Here is a 15,204-nt window from a genome sequence, read left to right on the forward strand (position 1 = left end):
GTTCGTCGCCCATGCGCCTGCGCCGTCGTGCCTGGGCCGCGCTGGAAGGCAGCGGCCGTATCGATCGAATCGGATTCTGGATTCGCGCTGCCATCGTTGGCGCGATCCTCGCCAATGCAGCCGCGCTGATTCTCGAAACGGTGCCCTCGCTGGACGCTGCGTTCGACGATCTGTTCCAGCTCATCGAAGTCGTGACGGTCACGATGTTCGTGATCGAATACGCGGCCCGCGTCTGGGTCGCGCCCGAACAACCCGATCCACGCTTTCGCCATCCGGTCTGGGGGCGCGTGCGTTATGTCGTGTCGCCGCTGGCGGTGATCGACCTCATCGCGATCCTGCCGGTGTTCCTGCGCGCCTTCGGCCTCGCCGATCTGTCGCTGCTGCGGTTGGTGCGTTTGATCGCGGTGCTGAAACTGACGCGCAGTTCGCCAGCCTTGCAGGCGATCGGCGCGGCCTTGTGGAACGAGCGCAAGACCGCGGTTGCGGCTTTGTCGATCATCGGCGTCGCACTGATCTTGGTGTCGACGATGATGTGGTTTCTCGAACGCCACGCGCAGCCTGACAAATTCGGTTCGATCCCGGCGGCGATGTGGTGGGGCATCGTCACCTTGACCACGATCGGTTACGGCGACGTCGTGCCGGTGACCGCGTGGGGCAAGTTCTTTGGCGGCTTCGTCGCGGTGCTGGGCATCTTCACCTTCGCGCTGCCGGCGGCGATTTTGGCGGGCAGTTTCTCGCGCGAACTGACGCGCCGCGATTTCACCGTCACCGTGCCAATGCTGGCGCGCATGAAGCTGTTGGCGAATGTCGAACCGTTCCGCTTGCGTCGGCTGGCGACGCGCGCCGAGCCGCGCATCGTCACAAGCCGTCACGCTGTGGCGCGACGCGATGAAGACGTGCGCGGCGTCTATTTCATCGTTGAAGGGGCGGTCGAAATCGAACGGTCCGACCGGTTCGAACGCTGCGGGCCCGGCGAAGCGTTCGGTGCCTCGACCGATCACGTGGTCGACGGCAAACACATCTCGACCGTGATCGCGTCAGAGCCGACGCGGCTGGTCTTTATCTCGAATGACGCGCTCGGCGAGGCGTTCGGAAAGAGCGGCGACTCTTAGCCGGCGAGCGTCCGGCGCAGCAGCTCGACGTCTTCGGCGAAGCTTTGATCGGTGGCCATCAACTCTTCGACCTTCTTGCACGCATGCATCACGGTCGTGTGATCGCGACCGCCGAACTTGCGGCCGATTTCCGGCAGCGAACGTTGTGTCAGCTGCTTGGCGAGAAACATTGCCACCTGGCGCGGACGTGCAACGGCGCGCGCGCGGCGTTCCGAATACATGTCGGCGACGCGCATGTTGAAATGCTCGGCGACTTTTTTCTGGATCTCGTCGATCGTGACGCGACGGTCGTTGGCGCGCAGCAGATCGCGCAGCACGTCCTGGGTTGATTCCATCGTCACCGGACGGCCGACCAGTTCGGCGTGCGCAACGATGCGCGTCAGTGCGCCTTCCAGTTCGCGCACGTTCGACGAAATCTTGTGGGCGAGAAACTCCAGCACCTTGGGCGGAATTTCGAGCGGCAGCGTGTCGGCTTTGGCCTGCAAAATGCCGAGGCGCAATTCGTACGTCGTCGGATGAATGTCCGCGACCAGGCCCCAGCCGAGGCGCGAACGCAGGCGTTCTTCCATGCCTTCGAGATCGCTAGGCGACTTGTCGGCCGAGATCACGATCAAACGGTTCTGATCCACCAGCGCGTTGAACGTGTGGAAGAACTCTTCCTGCGTCGAATCTTTGCCGCAGATGAATTGGATGTCGTCGATCATCAACACGTCGACGGAGCGGAACAGCTCCTTGAACGACATCGTGTCCTTGTACCGAAGCGCACGAATGAACTGGTACATGAACTTTTCGGCGCTGAGATACAGCACCTTGCGGCCCGGCGTGCGCTTGCGGATCGACCAGGCGATCGCATGCATCAAGTGCGTTTTGCCGAGACCGACGCCGCCATAGAGGAACAGCGGATTGAACGGAACGTGCTCGCTCTCGGCGACACGACGCGCAGCTGCGTGCGCGAGTTCGTTCGGCTTGCCGACGACGAAGTTTTCGAAGGTGAAGCGCGGATCGAGACCGATCAGCCCGTCTTCTTCTTCCAGCGCCGGCAGATTGGCGAGCGTCTCGCCGATCGGCCGAACACCTTCACGGGGGGCGCCGTTCTCATGCGACGGACCATCGAGATGGCCGAGTGGGACCGTCAGCGCGCTGTCGCTCGACAGGCTGCCTTCGATGCGCGCGACGACGATTTCAATACGGGCGACGTCGGGGTTTTCCCCCGACCACAGACGCTGGATGCGATCGGCATAGTGCGACGCGACCCAGTTCTTGAGGAATTTGGTCGGGACCGCCATCGAGACGGCGCCATCTTCGAGGTGCTGCGGGGTCAGCGGTGCGAGCCACCGGGCGAATTCGGTTTCTCCGATCTCGCTCTTCAAGCGATTGGAGACGCGCGCCCATTCGTGCTGCAGCGAACCAGGCCCCATGCCTTCTCCCGTGTCCGTTACAGAAGACGTGAACCCGTCTTCTGACGCCTTCTGGCGCGTCGCCCGGTTGCGAGACTCGATTACTTGAGAATCTCGGTCCGAACGACGGAATTACTGGACGACAACTTCTCGAAAACTCGCGCGATGCCCCACAACGCCGCGCGTTTTGAAACGATACGCCTGTGTGCAGGAACTCTGCAACGGGACCGAATCAAGAACGCTGAGTAATCGAAAAGTATCGGTTGCGAAATCAAAGTAGTGACAAAGAAAAAGCGCTCCACACGGAGCGCTTACTTCAGCGGCTTCGTCGACTTTGATGAACGAAGACTGGGTGCGGACTAGGCCGCGCCCGCCTGGGTCAGGCGAGCGCCTTGATCCGCGAGCTGAGACGCGAAAGCTTCCGCGCGATCGTGTTCTTGTGCATCACGCCCTTCTGCGCGCCGCGCTGCAGTTCGGGCTGGGCGTCCTTGAAGGCGCTCTTGGCTTCGGCGGCGTTGCCGCTCGCGATTGCCGCTTCAACCTTCTTCACGAAGGTGCGGATGCGACCCACGCGGTCGCCATTGATTTCGGCGCGTCGGGCGTTCCGACGGATGCGCGTTTTCGCGGATTTATGGTGCGCCATCGCTTGGTCTATCTGCTGGTCCGATTGAGAAGCCGCGGACCCTACGGATGGGTCCTGGATGAGTCAATCGAATCTATGCACAGGTTTGGCATGTGCGCGGGGTGCGGCGGATCCGCCGCACCACCGCGTTCAGTGCGCGGACTTTTATCGGTTTTTGAAGTTCGGTTTCCGCTTCTCGGCGAAGGCGGCCATGCCCTCTTTTTGGTCTTCGAGCGCGAAGCTGGCGTGAAACAACCGGCGCTCGAACCGCACACCCTCGGCGAGCGTGGTTTCGTAGGCGCGGTTGGTCGCTTCCTTGGCCATGTACACGACCGGACGCGAGAAGGCGGCGATCTTCTCGGCCGTGCGCAGCGCGTCCTCCAACAGTTCGGCGGCGGGCACGATACGACTGACGAGACCGCTCCGTTCCGCCTCGACCGCATCGATCATGCGGCCGGTCAGCACCATCTCCATCGCCTTCGACTTGCCGACAAAGCGCGTTAGACGCTGCGTGCCGCCGGCACCCGGAATCGTGCCAATCGTAATTTCAGGCTGGCCGAATTTCGCCGTGTCGGCGGCGAGAATAAAATCGCACATCATCGCCAGCTCGCAGCCGCCGCCGAGCGCATAGCCCGCAACCGCAGCGATCACCGGCGTGCGCAGCTTGGTGACCTCTTCCCACTTCTTGGTGATGAATTCCTCGGCGTAGACGTCCTGAAACGTCTTGGCCTGAATCTCTTTGATGTCGGCGCCCGCCGCGAAGGCTTTCTCGCTGCCGGTCAGCACGATGCAGCCGATTGCAGGATCGTCGTCGAACGCATGCAGCGCCACGCCCAGCTCGGTATAGAGCTGATCGCACAGCGCGTTCATCGCTTTGGGGCGGTTGAGCGTGATGAGGCCGACCGCGCCGCGCGTTTCGGTAAGGATCATGTCGAAACTCATTCCCGCTCTCCTGCTTTGCGTTCTGGCGCCACGGTGAATCGCACGGTTGTGCGCGTGTGTGTGGCGGTTAGTTCGATGGTCAGTTTTTCTTTGCCGCGCACCCAGCGCAGCGGTCCTGCTGCAACCCAGCCGAGTTGCGGCAACGACGACTCGTAAAAGCGGCGCACGTCGCTGGCCGGCACCAGCCCTTCGGCGCTGGCCTGCACGATGCGGCCTTCGGGCTTGTCGAATACGACCGGCGGCGTCGCCGACCGCGTCAGTTGCGGCATCAACGGCAGATCTTCGACGCCGTCGATCCAGGTGCTTGCGCCAAGCGCGAACACGGCGACCAGGATCAAAAGCGAACGTTGCAGCATGCCGTGCGTCCTAACTCACCGCTGCTTGCGCGGGCAATAGAAGGTCGAGCGGCCGGCTTGCACCATGCGTTGAATGCCACCGGTGGCGGCGACGTTGCAGTCGCAGCCCGGGCATTTCTGGCCCTCGCGGTCATAGACCGTGAAGCGATGCTGGAAATAGCCAAGCTCACCGCTGGCGCCGGCGAAATCACGCAAGGTCGAACCGCCGGCTTTGATCGCCGCGTCGAGCACTTTGCGGATGGCGGGCAGTAGGCGCGCAGCGCGCGCGCCGGCGACGGAACCGGCTAGTCGTTTGGGGCTGATGCCGGCCAGGAACAGCGCCTCGCTGACATAGATATTGCCGAGACCAGCGATCACGCGCTGATCGAGCAGCGCGCTTTTAATCGGCGTGCGTTTGCCCGCCAGCGACGCAGAGAAGCTTGCGTCGTCGAGCGCCGGGTCGAACGGCTCGGGGCCCAGCTCGGCCAGCATCTTGTGCGTGGTTAATTCTGAGCGATGCAGCAGATCCATCACGCCGAAGCGGCGCGGATCGTTGAACCGCACATGCGCGCCGTCATCGGTGTCAAAGCGCACATGGTCGTGCGGATCGTCGAGCGGCTGCGGCGAGCGCGGCGGATGGACCGTGAACTTGCCGGTCATGCCGAGATGGATCAGCCAGATCAGGTCCTGATCCAACTCGATCAAAATGTACTTGGCGCGGCGCCGGATATCGCAAACACGCCGGCCTTCCAGCCGCTTGGCGAAATCTTTGGGAAACGGCGCGCGCAGATCGCCGCGTGCGGTTGCAACATGGACCAGGCGGCGGCCTGTCAGCATCGCGCCCAGGCCCCGCGCAACGGTTTCGACTTCAGGAAGTTCAGGCATGCGGCCGTCTATGTAGTGCGTCCGGCAGGCCGAGGGATAGGCGAGCTGTGCGCCGCTGGTCTACGATCCCGCCGGCATGAACCAAGAGCTGCCACGCGTCGCGCATCCGGGACCGCTTTCGATCGAGGTCGAAGCCGGCAAGACGTATTTTTGGTGCGCGTGCGGCCGCGCTGCGACGCAACCTTTCTGCGACGGAAGCCATGCCGGTACCGCGTTCGCGCCGATCGAACACCGCGCGACGCAAACGCGGGATCTCTATTTCTGCGGCTGCAAGCGCACGGGCCGACCGCCGCTGTGCGATGGCAGCCACAACAAGCTCTGAAGGGCGATGACAATGTTGATGTCAGATCCGCAGCGCGCGCTGATTACCGTTATGATGCTGGTCGCAGCGTGCGACGATGAACTCAGCGACGCCGAGCTGCACACGATCACCGCCAACGTGCGGTATCTGCCGGTGTTCACTGGATTTGATCCCGAGCGGCTGCCCGGCATCGCGCAGGATTTCGCGCGCGCCGTCGAAACCGACGAAGATCTGGAAACGATGATCGACGGGATCGGCCGCGCCCTGCCCGCCAAGCTGCACGAAACCGCTTACGCGCTGGCGGTCGAAGTCGCGGCTGCCGATCACCATCCGAGCCAGGAGGCGCTGCGCTTGCTCGAGATCATCGGCGAACGGCTGAACGTCGATCCGCTTGCAGCTGCCGCCATCGAACGCGGCGCCCGCGCCCGACACGCACTCGCCTGACAATTTAATCAGCTGCGCGATTGCGCGGCGCGGGGCCCATGCTCGTCGACGTCCTCATCATCTTTGCGCTCGTCGTCGTGAACGGTTGGTTCGCGATGGCGGAACTTGCCATCGTGTCGGCGCGCCGCGCGCGGCTGCAAGCAATGGCGCGACGCGGACGACGCGGCGCACGTGCTGCGCTCGAACTTGGTGAAAATCCTGGTCGGTTCCTGTCGACGGTGCAGATCGGCATCACGCTGATCTCGGTTCTGTCAGGTGCATTCTCGGGTGCCGCCCTGTCGCAACCGGTGCATGACTGGCTGGAAGCGCAAGGCGTGCCGGCCGAATACGCGCCGACCATCGCCTTCGCGCTGGTCGTCGCCTTCACGACCTATCTCTCGGTGATCGTCGGCGAGCTGGTGCCGAAACAGCTGGCGCTGCGCAACGCCGAACCGATTGCCGCACGCGTGGCGCCGCTGCTGCGCTGGTTCACCGTTGTCGGTGCGCCGGTTGCGGTCGTGCTCGAATGGTCGGGCAATCTGGTGCTGCGCCTGTTCGGCAGTATGGCGCAGCAGCGCGACGCGGTGTCGGAAGAAGAAGTGCGCATGTTGATCGCCGAAGGCGCGCGCACCGGCGTGTTCGAGCCCGCCGAACGCGAGATGGTCGATCGCGTGTTGCGCTTTGGCGACCGGTCGGTGCGGTCGATCATGACGCCGCGCGGCGACGTCGATTGGCTGGAGCTGAATGCGACGCGCGACGAGGTGATGCGCACGATCGAAGAAAGCCGCCACACGCGCTTTCCGGTTGGGCGTGGTTCGCTCGACGACATTGCCGGCATCGTGCATCTGCGCCAGCTGACGCAATGCGCGATCGACGGCGTTGCGTTTGATCTCGCGGCGCTGGTCGAAAAAGCACCGGTTCTCTACGACGCGACCGACATTCTGAAAGCGCTGGAAGTGTTGCGCACAGCCGGCGCGCGCGTGGCGCTGGTGGTCGACGAATATGGCGGCTTCGAAGGTCTGGTGACCTTGACCGATATTCTCGAAGCGGCGGTTGGTGCTTTGCCCGAAGCGGGGCGCGACGAAGACGAGGCCTTCGTTACGCGCGATGACGGTTCGGTGCTGGTCGACGGTATGACCGCGATCGAAGACATGAAGCTGCGGCTCGGCCTGCACGAGCTGCCGGGCGAAGACGATGTCGACACGGTCGGCGGCTTTATCCTGATCGCGCTCGGCCGCGTGCCGAAGACCGGCGACAAGGTCAAACATGCGAACTGGGTGTTCGAAGTGATCGATATGGACGGGCGCCGCGTCGACAAGGTGCTGGCCCACCCGCCCAAACCCGACCAGCTGCTCGACGACACCGGCGGCGGCTGAGCGTTTTCCCTCGGGAAAACGCGGCAAACCAAAGATAAAGAAAAGCCGGCCCGATCCGCGTGCGACGATCGGGCCGGCGCTGCGCGTCGCGAGGGACGGTCGCGACGCGCGCCGGCAAGACCGAGGGTAGGTCGGTCGTGCCGGCAGTCGGTTTGCTTACTTCACGTCGCCGGCCGGATTTCCATGCGGTCCGCGGTGATGCAATTCGTCGAACGCTTTCCTCTGCGCCGGGTCCAGCGTCTTCACGAAAGCGTCGACCTTCGCTTTGTGCTCAAGCCGGTGCTTCTGCCACTCGGCTTTCTTCGCCGCCTTCTGTTCCGGCGTCATTGCATCCCACGCGGCTTTGCGTTGGGCGCGCATCTGTTCGTGGAACTGCTGGCGCTGCTCGGGCGACATCGCCTTGAGCTGGGCGCGCAGATCCTGGCGCTGCTGCGGAGTCATCGTCCGCATCTGTTCAAGCGTGGGCGGGGTCGGCGTATTCGTCCCCGAATTGGTTTGGGCCATTGCGGGGAGCGCGGCGGCAAACATCACGGCGCTCAGGGCGACGCGGATCAACTTCGTGCGCATTGTATCCTCTAGCGTTGCTCCCTTTCGGGATCACGCCCATTCACGGCGGCAATTGCGGCCGACATGCGACGGCACAGGTAACGCGCCGTTGCTGGCGGGACGCTTGTCGCGTTCGGGTACGAAAAAGGGCCCGGCGTTGCCACCGGGCCCCAATTCACGTCGCGCGCTGGTGTGATTACGCGGCGCGGATTTGCGCCAGGAACTCATTCACCTGCAAGCGAAGCTGCTCTGCCTGGCGGCCAAGATCGGCCGCAGCCGACAAAACTTCGCCCGACGCGGCACCGGTTTCGCCCGCACCGCGATTGACGATCGTGATCGTCTGCGAAACTTCCGACGTCCCGCGTGCAGCTTCGGCGACGTTGCGCGCGATTTCGTTGGTCGCTGCACCTTGCTCTTCGACTGCAGCGGCAATCGCGGTTGCGATCTCGCTCATCTCGGAAATTGTGCCGCCGATGCCCGCGATCGCCGACGCCGTGTCCTGCGTGGCACCCTGCACGGTTGCGATATGCATCGAAATTTCTTCAGTCGCTTTCGCCGTCTGGTTGGCCAGCACTTTCACTTCCGAGGCGACGACCGCGAAGCCTTTGCCAAGTTCGCCTGCGCGCGCCGCTTCGATGGTTGCGTTCAGCGCCAGCAGATTGGTCTGGGAAGCGATCGACTGAATCAGACCGACGACTTCGCCGATCCGGCCGACCGCTTCGGTCAGACCTTGCACCTTGTCGTTGGTCGATCCGGCGCGCGCGACGGCGCTGCCGGCAATGGTTGCGGAATGGCCGACACGCTGCCCGATCTCGGCGATCGACGCGCTGAGTTCTTCGGTGGCGGCAGCAACCGTCTGCACGTTGGCGGAGGCTTCTTCCGACGCCGCCGCAACAACGGTTGCCTGGCGGCTGGTTTCGTCGGCGGTGGTCGACATGGTTTCGGCCGAGGCACGCATCTCGGTTGCGGCCGAGGCCAGCATCTCGATCGCTTGCGCGACGCGGTGATCGAAATCCTGGCACAGCTGCGCGATCCGTTCGCCGCGCGCCAGTTCGGCCTTCTGTGCTTCGAGCTGGGCCGCGCTTAGCCGCTCGGCCTCCAGCGCACCTTCGCGCAACGCTTCCAAGGTCGTTGCCATGGTGCCGAATTCATCGTTGCGCGCGAACTGCGCCACTGGCTGGGCGTAGTTGCGACGCGCCATCGGTTCGATCGCTTCGATCAGCGATTTCAACGGCTGCTGCACGCGGCGGCGCACGATCACGAAAGCGCCGGTCGCGATCGCAAGCGCGACGAGCAGGCCGGCCGAAGCGACGACCATGCCGCGTTGCGCGTGGGCGCCACGTTCGTCGGCGCGTTGCGTCATCGCGGTATTGGCCGCATTGGCGACCGCAATGACCGACGGAAACGGCTTGTTGCAGATCGTGTTCCAGGCGTCGGCGGATAGTTGTTCGGTGCCGCTATCGTCGAACTTGGCATAGACCGCGTCGCGTTCGGCGAAGGCCGCTTTGAGTTGTTCGCGCGCCGTCGCTGCAGCGGTGCGTGTCGCGGGTGACAGGGCGTTGCGGATCAGAATGTCGTCGATGGCGCCCATCGTCGCCATCGCAGCACCGCGATACCGGCCCAGCGTTGCCAGCAGGTCGGGTTTGATACGGGCCGACGTCGCGACGTTGCTGCGGATTGCCGAGCATTCGTTGCCGATCTGCTCGCGCGTTGCCCAGGATAGTTGGCGGATGGTGACGAGTTCGCCGATCTCGGGATCGGCAATGCGCGCTTCGGCGGCGATGAAGCGCGACGCTTCGTTCAACGCGTCCGCCATCGCGCCGGCTTTGCCGTACCAGCCCATCGTCGCTTTGAGATCGCGCGTTGCTTTCGGCTTGGCGCCTTCGGCATCGATCTCGGCATTGGCCGCATCGGCGGCTTTGATCTTGGCGCGAATGTCGTCGACCAGCTGCTTCTCGTTCGCCAGATCGACGCCGTCGATCGACTTCAACGCGACGTCGATCTGCGCCTGCAGCTTTTTGCGCAGATCGGCCAAGGTCGCTTTGGGATCGTCCTGGCCCAGGATCGCGGTCTGGGTCGAACCGCGTGTGAGGCGTACTTGCTGCGTGGCCTGGAAGATTTCTCGATCGGCTTCAGCCAACAGGCGCACACGGCTGGACACTTTGCTTTCGCGCACCGCGTCTTGCAGCAGCACGCCGAGAGACGCGATCAGCACCAGCGACAACAGCAGCAAGACGCCGCCGAGGACGGTCGATACGGAGCCGGACTTGGTGGTCATCGAGAAGGTTCTTTCGTGACTGGGAGCGGGCGCAAAAGGATTTCTGACGGGAAGTTCGTAAACCCGAAGTGAAGTCGTGCTGCGCCAGCCTTACGCGGCGCGGATCTGCGCCAGGAACTCATTCACCTGCAGACGAAGCTGTTCGGCTTGACGGCCAAGGTCAGACGCGGCCGACAAGACTTCGCCCGAGGCAGCACCCGTCTCACCGGCGCCGCGATTGACGGCGGTAATGGTCGACGAGACGTCGGCGGTGCCGCGTGCGGCTTCGGCGACGTTGCGCGCGATTTCGTTGGTCGCTGCACCTTGCTCTTCGACTGCAGCGGCAATCGCGGTTGCGATCTCGCTCATCTCGGAAATCGTGCCGCCAATGCCGGAAATCGCCGCTGCCGTGTCCTGGGTGGCGCCCTGCACGGTCGCGATATGGGTTGAGATTTCTTCGGTCGCTTTGGCGGTCTGATTGGCCAGCACCTTCACTTCCGACGCGACGACGGCAAAGCCTTTGCCAAGCTCGCCTGCGCGCGCCGCTTCGATGGTTGCGTTCAGCGCCAGCAGATTGGTCTGGGAAGCGATCGACTGAATCAGACCGACGACTTCGCCGATCCGGCCGACCGCTTCGGTCAGACCTTGCACCTTGTCGTTGGTCGATCCGGCGCGCGCGACCGCGCTGCCGGCAATGGTTGCGGAATGGCCGACACGCTGCCCGATCTCGGCGATCGACGCGCTGAGTTCTTCGGTGGCGGCAGCAACCGTCTGCACGTTGGCGGAGGCTTCTTCCGACGCCGCCGCAACAACGGTTGCCTGGCGGCTGGTTTCGTCGGCGGTGGTCGACATGGTTTCGGCCGAGGCACGCATCTCGGTTGCGGCCGAGGCCAGCATCTCGATCGCTTGCGCGACGCGGTGATCGAAATCCTGGCACAGCTGCGCGATCCGTTCGCCGCGCGCCAGTTCGGCCTTCTGTGCTTCGAGCTGGGCCGCGCTCAAACGTTCGGCTTCGATTGCGCCTTGGCGCAACGTCTCCAGCGTCGCCGCCATGGTGCCGAACTCGTCGCTGCGATTGAACTGCGTGACCGGCTCGCTGTAGTTGCGGCGCGCCATCGGTTCGATTGCTGCGATCAAGGTCTTCAGCGGCGTCTGCACGCGGCGGCGCACGATCAGGCCGGCGCCGACCGCAGTCGCCAGCGCGACCAGCAGACCAGCCGTCGCGATCAGCAAGCGGGTTTGCGCATCGCCGTGACGCTTGTCGGCGCTTTCGCGCATCGCGCCGTTGGCGGCGTCGGCCAAGCCGATCAGCGGCCCGAACGGGCCGTTGCAGACTTTGGTCCATTCTTCCGGCGACGTATGGGCGGTGCCGGAATCGTCGAGCTTGCCGTAAATCTCATCGCGCTGCGCGATGTTGGCTTTGAGGTTGTTGCGCGCCGTATCAGCGGCCGTGCGCACCGGCGGTGACAGCGCCGCGCGAACCAGAATGTCATCGACGCCCGCAAGCGCGCCCTGCGCGCTACCGCGATACCGTTCGAGCTGTGCGCGCATGTCGGGTTTTAGCTTGGCGCCGGTCGCGATCGTGCCGCGCGTCAGCGAACATTCGCTGCCGATCTGTTCGCGCGCATTCCAGGCCAGCTGGCGAATCGTGACGAGTTCGCCGACTTCCGCGTCGGCGATGCGGGCTTCGGCCGCGATAAAGCGCGACGCGTCGTTGAGCGATTCCGACACCGCACCGGCTTGGGCATACCAGCCGTCGGTCTTCTTCACGTCGCGCTCGGCTTTGGGTTTGTCCGCTTCGGTGTCGACGGCGCTGTGCGCCACGTCGGCTGCTTTCAGCTTGTCGCGGACGGTGCCGATCAGTTGTTTCTCATTGGCAAGGTCGAGCCCGTCGATCGCCTTCAAGGCGCGCTCGGATTGGGCGAGCTGGTTTTTCTTGATGTCGGCCAGCGCCTTCTTCGGATCGTCCTGCGACAGAAGCAGCGTCTGCGTCGTGCCGCGCGACGATCGCACCAGCTGCGTTGCCTGGAAGATTTCGCGATCGGCTTCGGCCAGCAGCCGAACGCGGCTGGCAAGCGCGGTCTCGTGCCACGCATCACGCATCAACACGCCCAATGCGGCCACCAGCACCAGCGACAACAGCAGCAAGACGCCACCGAGGACGGTCGAAACGGATCCGGTTCTGGTCGTCATTCGAAATTCTTTCGCGAGCTTGGACGGGCGGTGATTTCTCGCGCGAATTTCGTAAAGCCTGCGTGTAAAGGCCAGCCACCGACCAGCCGGATATACGAATGCCCGCTGTTCGATACGAACGGAGACACGAAAAAGGGGCGGCCCTTGCAGGCCGCCCCTCGTTCGTTTGCGCTTGGACCAGCGCGGACGACTTGGACTTAGAAGTCCATATCGCCCATGCCGCCCATGCCGCCGCCCGGCATACCGCCAGCGGCTTTCTTCTCCGGCTTCTCAGCAACCAGCGCTTCGGTCGTGATCAGCAGGCTGGCGACCGAGGCCGCATCCTGCAGAGCAACGCGAACCACCTTCACCGGGTCGATGATGCCCTTGGCGACGAGGTTGGCGTATTCGCCCGACTGCGCGTCGAAGCCCTGGTTCGAGTCACCCTTCTCCAGCAGCTTGCCGACGATCACAGCGCCGTCATTGCCGGCGTTCTCGGCGATCTGACGGATCGGCGCCTGCAGCGCGTGCTTGATGATGTCGATGCCGCGACGCTGATCGTCGTTGGCATACTTCACAGCAGCCAGCGCCTTGGTTGCGTACAGCAGAGCCGTACCGCCGCCAGCGATGATGCCTTCTTCCACCGCGGCGCGGGTCGCGTGCATCGCGTCTTCGACGCGATCCTTGCGTTCCTTCACCTCGACTTCGGTCGCGCCGCCGACGCGGATGACGGCAACGCCGCCAGCCAGCTTCGCCAGACGCTCCTGCAGCTTTTCACGGTCGTAGTCCGACGTGGTTTCTTCGATCTGCGCACGGATCTGCGTGGTACGCGCTTCGATGTCCTTCTTGGCGCCAGCGCCGTCGATGACCGTCGTGTCGTCCTTGGTGATGCGCACGCGCTTGGCGGTGCCCAGCATCTGCAGGTTCACGTTTTCGAGCTTGATGCCCAGATCTTCCGAGACGACCTGACCACCGGTCAGGATCGCGAGATCTTCCAGCATCGCCTTGCGACGATCACCGAAGCCCGGCGCCTTCACGGCAGCGACCTTCAGACCGCCACGCAGCTTGTTGACGACCAGGGTCGCCAGCGCTTCGCCTTCGACGTCTTCCGCGATGATCAGCAGCGGACGGCCCGACTGCACCACCGATTCCAGCACCGGCAGCATCGCCTGCAGGCCCGACAGCTTCTTCTCGTGGAGAAGAATGTACGGGTTCTCCAACTCGGCGATCATCTTCTCGGCGTTGGTGATGAAGTACGGCGACAGGTAGCCGCGATCGAACTGCATGCCTTCAACGATTTCGAGTTCGGTCTCGAGGCTCTTCGCCTCTTCCACCGTGATCACGCCTTCGTTGCCGACCTTGTCCATCGCCTTGGCGATCATGGCGCCGATTTCGGTTTCGCCATTGGCCGAGATCGTGCCGACCTGGGCGATCTCTTCGTTGGTCGAGACCTTCTTGGCACGCGCCTTGATGTCTTCGACGACGGCGCTGACCGCGAGGTCGATGCCGCGCTTCAGGTCCATCGGGTTCATGCCGGCCGCAACCGACTTCACGCCTTCGCGAACGATCGCCTGGGCGAGCACGGTCGCGGTGGTGGTGCCGTCACCGGCCAGGTCGTTCGTCTTCGAAGCGACTTCGCGCACCATCTGCGCGCCCATGTTCTCGAACTTGTCCGAAAGCTCGATTTCCTTGGCGACGGTGACGCCGTCCTTGGTGATGCGCGGGGCACCGAACGACTTGTCGATCACCACGTTGCGACCCTTCGGGCCCAACGTGACCTTTACCGCGTCGGCAAGAATGTCGACGCCGCGCAGAATGCGCTGGCGCGCGTCGGCGCCGAATTTAACATCTTTAGCAGCCATGTTTTGATTCCTTGATTATCTGATTGGGCTGGACGAGCAGGTCGCTCAGGCGGCCTTCTTGGAAGCGGCGGCGCCTTCGAGGACGCCCATGATGTCGCTTTCCTTCATCACCAGCAGGTCTTCGCCATCGAGCTTGACCTCGGTGCCGGACCACTTGCCGAACAGGATCCGGTCGCCGGCCTTCACGTCCAACGGGATCAGCTTGCCGCTCTCATCACGAGCGCCGGCGCCGACGGCGACGACTTCGCCTTCCTGCGGCTTTTCCTTAGCGGTGTCCGGAATGATGATGCCGCCACGGGTCTTCTCTTCAGACTCGATACGGCGGACCAGCACCCGGTCGTGCAGGGGACGGAATTTCATAAGGCGATCTCCCAACGATCGAATGGAGTAGGGTTGTCACCGGCGGGCGCTGTTAGCAGTCCCACCCGGTGAGTGCCAGCGGTAGATAGAGGAGAGTCCCTGGCGCTTCAAGGAACCCGGCAGCACTCTTTCGCCTGGGCTGCTAAATTATTGGAAGCACACGGAAAAATTGTAGACGCGCGAACGATTCGGGCCCGACGCTGGTTGGACCGAAGGCGGGGCGTCCTGTTCTTTGTCCCTGATGTCCCGCTGGACCCGGCCAAACAGGCCGGATCGAGTACAAGGAGCGTCATGGCCAATCTGATCCGCCAGCTCGACGATTACCGTCTCACCACGGCACAAATCCTCTACCACATGCCCGACCACCCGACGCTGCTGCAGAGCTTCCTGTGGCAGGACTACGATTTGGCGCCGAAATTTCCGGTCCTGCACCGGTTCCTAGATTTCTGGACCGCCAAGATCGAGGGCAAGCTTCACTCGGTGCAGGTGGCAAGTCAGAAGCTGATCACGCCCGGTGAACTGCGTCTGGTCGGGACGGAACTGATCCTGCACTGATCGCCGATCGCACGAGGTGCGACGGCGCGGCGTAGATGCCGGGCCGGGCCCGACCTGCT

The 15,204-nt window shown here is 63.6% G+C and carries 15 protein-coding genes; 5 read left to right on the forward strand and 10 right to left on the reverse strand.

Features of this window, described 5'->3' with window-relative positions; all coding sequences use genetic code 11:
• Positions 1–11 precede the first annotated feature (11 nt).
• Positions 12–1,112 carry a cyclic nucleotide-gated ion channel gene (locus TMPK1_RS16115; protein ID WP_420244236.1) on the forward strand — a complete coding sequence of 367 codons (1,101 nt, stop codon included), beginning with the start codon at positions 12–14 and terminating at the stop codon, positions 1,110–1,112.
• Here the strand turns inward: TMPK1_RS16115 and dnaA are convergent.
• From dnaA to mutM, 5 genes are all read right to left on the reverse strand, one after another.
• Positions 1,109–2,530 (reverse strand): chromosomal replication initiator protein DnaA, encoded by a 1,422-nt coding sequence (gene dnaA / locus TMPK1_RS16120; RefSeq protein WP_420244237.1) that lies wholly within the window; start codon positions 2,528–2,530, stop codon positions 1,109–1,111. The two genes, TMPK1_RS16115 and dnaA, sit on opposite strands and share 4 nt — an antisense overlap.
• Positions 2,531–2,888: 358 nt before the next feature.
• A complete protein-coding gene (gene rpsT, locus TMPK1_RS16125; protein ID WP_420244238.1) occupies positions 2,889–3,152 on the reverse strand; it encodes a 30S ribosomal protein S20 in 264 nt (87 codons plus the stop codon).
• A 144-nt stretch (positions 3,153–3,296) separates the two neighbouring features.
• Positions 3,297–4,073 (reverse strand): enoyl-CoA hydratase, encoded by a 777-nt coding sequence (locus tag TMPK1_RS16130; RefSeq protein WP_420244240.1) that lies wholly within the window; start codon positions 4,071–4,073, stop codon positions 3,297–3,299.
• Positions 4,070–4,429 (reverse strand): hypothetical protein, encoded by a 360-nt coding sequence (locus tag TMPK1_RS16135; protein WP_420244241.1) that lies wholly within the window; start codon positions 4,427–4,429, stop codon positions 4,070–4,072. Before TMPK1_RS16135 ends, TMPK1_RS16130 begins: the two co-directional genes overlap by 4 nt.
• A gap of 15 nt (positions 4,430–4,444) precedes the next feature.
• Complete coding sequence (gene mutM / locus TMPK1_RS16140) at positions 4,445–5,293, reverse strand: bifunctional DNA-formamidopyrimidine glycosylase/DNA-(apurinic or apyrimidinic site) lyase (protein ID WP_420244242.1); 849 nt, start codon at positions 5,291–5,293, stop codon at positions 4,445–4,447.
• Positions 5,294–5,369: 76 nt separating this feature from the next.
• On the opposite strand from mutM, the gene TMPK1_RS16145 reads away from it, so the two are divergent.
• The 3 genes from TMPK1_RS16145 to TMPK1_RS16155 are packed head-to-tail and all read left to right on the forward strand — an operon-like array spanning position 5,370 to position 7,393.
• Complete coding sequence (locus TMPK1_RS16145; protein WP_420244244.1) at positions 5,370–5,615, forward strand: CDGSH iron-sulfur domain-containing protein; 246 nt, start codon at positions 5,370–5,372, stop codon at positions 5,613–5,615.
• Positions 5,616–5,627: 12 nt separating this feature from the next.
• The gene (locus TMPK1_RS16150; RefSeq protein ID WP_420244245.1) at positions 5,628–6,038 is read left to right on the forward strand and encodes a tellurite resistance TerB family protein; all 411 of its coding nucleotides are present in this window, start codon (positions 5,628–5,630) and stop codon (positions 6,036–6,038) included.
• A gap of 38 nt (positions 6,039–6,076) precedes the next feature.
• Entirely contained in the window at positions 6,077–7,393 is a 1,317-nt protein-coding gene (locus TMPK1_RS16155) for a hemolysin family protein (protein WP_420244246.1), read from the forward strand.
• Positions 7,394–7,549: 156 nt separating this feature from the next.
• On the opposite strand, the gene TMPK1_RS16160 is transcribed toward TMPK1_RS16155, so the two are convergent.
• The 5 genes from TMPK1_RS16160 to groES form a co-directional block, all read right to left on the reverse strand.
• Positions 7,550–7,960: a Spy/CpxP family protein refolding chaperone gene (locus tag TMPK1_RS16160; RefSeq protein WP_420244247.1), complete on the reverse strand. Its 411-nt coding sequence runs from the start codon at positions 7,958–7,960 to the stop codon at positions 7,550–7,552.
• 175 nt (positions 7,961–8,135) lie between these two features.
• Positions 8,136–10,217 (reverse strand): methyl-accepting chemotaxis protein, encoded by a 2,082-nt coding sequence (locus TMPK1_RS16165; protein ID WP_420244248.1) that lies wholly within the window; start codon positions 10,215–10,217, stop codon positions 8,136–8,138.
• A 90-nt stretch (positions 10,218–10,307) separates the two neighbouring features.
• Positions 10,308–12,389 carry a methyl-accepting chemotaxis protein gene (locus TMPK1_RS16170; RefSeq protein WP_420244249.1) on the reverse strand — a complete coding sequence of 694 codons (2,082 nt, stop codon included), beginning with the start codon at positions 12,387–12,389 and terminating at the stop codon, positions 10,308–10,310.
• A gap of 197 nt (positions 12,390–12,586) precedes the next feature.
• Positions 12,587–14,230, reverse strand: coding sequence for a chaperonin GroEL (gene groL / locus TMPK1_RS16175; RefSeq protein ID WP_420244250.1), 1,644 nt, complete (start codon positions 14,228–14,230; stop codon positions 12,587–12,589).
• Between the two features lie 45 nt (positions 14,231–14,275).
• Positions 14,276–14,590 carry a co-chaperone GroES gene (gene groES / locus TMPK1_RS16180; protein ID WP_420244251.1) on the reverse strand — a complete coding sequence of 105 codons (315 nt, stop codon included), beginning with the start codon at positions 14,588–14,590 and terminating at the stop codon, positions 14,276–14,278.
• Positions 14,591–14,881: 291 nt separating this feature from the next.
• Between groES and TMPK1_RS16185 the strand changes: the two genes are divergently transcribed.
• Positions 14,882–15,145: an usg protein gene (locus tag TMPK1_RS16185; protein WP_420244253.1), complete on the forward strand. Its 264-nt coding sequence runs from the start codon at positions 14,882–14,884 to the stop codon at positions 15,143–15,145.
• Positions 15,146–15,204 lie beyond the last annotated feature (59 nt).

Origin of the sequence: Roseiterribacter gracilis (genome assembly GCA_018332375.1) — a bacterium.
GTDB lineage: Bacteria > Pseudomonadota > Alphaproteobacteria > BOG-932 > Roseiterribacteraceae > Roseiterribacter > Roseiterribacter gracilis.

What these genes read in the sequence shown, in the direction of transcription:
- TMPK1_RS16115 (WP_420244236.1), top strand. Translation starts at nt 12, where the DNA reads ATGCGCCTGCGCCGTCGTGCCTGGGCCGCGCTGGAAGGCAGCGGCCGT.
- dnaA (WP_420244237.1), bottom strand. Translation starts at nt 2,530, where the DNA reads ATGGGGCCTGGTTCGCTGCAGCACGAATGGGCGCGCGTCTCCAATCGC.
- rpsT (WP_420244238.1), bottom strand. Translation starts at nt 3,152, where the DNA reads ATGGCGCACCATAAATCCGCGAAAACGCGCATCCGTCGGAACGCCCGA.
- TMPK1_RS16130 (WP_420244240.1), bottom strand. Translation starts at nt 4,073, where the DNA reads ATGAGTTTCGACATGATCCTTACCGAAACGCGCGGCGCGGTCGGCCTC.
- TMPK1_RS16135 (WP_420244241.1), bottom strand. Translation starts at nt 4,429, where the DNA reads ATGCTGCAACGTTCGCTTTTGATCCTGGTCGCCGTGTTCGCGCTTGGC.
- mutM (WP_420244242.1), bottom strand. Translation starts at nt 5,293, where the DNA reads ATGCCTGAACTTCCTGAAGTCGAAACCGTTGCGCGGGGCCTGGGCGCG.
- TMPK1_RS16145 (WP_420244244.1), top strand. Translation starts at nt 5,370, where the DNA reads ATGAACCAAGAGCTGCCACGCGTCGCGCATCCGGGACCGCTTTCGATC.
- TMPK1_RS16150 (WP_420244245.1), top strand. Translation starts at nt 5,628, where the DNA reads ATGTTGATGTCAGATCCGCAGCGCGCGCTGATTACCGTTATGATGCTG.
- TMPK1_RS16155 (WP_420244246.1), top strand. Translation starts at nt 6,077, where the DNA reads ATGCTCGTCGACGTCCTCATCATCTTTGCGCTCGTCGTCGTGAACGGT.
- TMPK1_RS16160 (WP_420244247.1), bottom strand. Translation starts at nt 7,960, where the DNA reads ATGCGCACGAAGTTGATCCGCGTCGCCCTGAGCGCCGTGATGTTTGCC.
- TMPK1_RS16165 (WP_420244248.1), bottom strand. Translation starts at nt 10,217, where the DNA reads ATGACCACCAAGTCCGGCTCCGTATCGACCGTCCTCGGCGGCGTCTTG.
- TMPK1_RS16170 (WP_420244249.1), bottom strand. Translation starts at nt 12,389, where the DNA reads ATGACGACCAGAACCGGATCCGTTTCGACCGTCCTCGGTGGCGTCTTG.
- groL (WP_420244250.1), bottom strand. Translation starts at nt 14,230, where the DNA reads ATGGCTGCTAAAGATGTTAAATTCGGCGCCGACGCGCGCCAGCGCATT.
- groES (WP_420244251.1), bottom strand. Translation starts at nt 14,590, where the DNA reads ATGAAATTCCGTCCCCTGCACGACCGGGTGCTGGTCCGCCGTATCGAG.
- TMPK1_RS16185 (WP_420244253.1), top strand. Translation starts at nt 14,882, where the DNA reads ATGGCCAATCTGATCCGCCAGCTCGACGATTACCGTCTCACCACGGCA.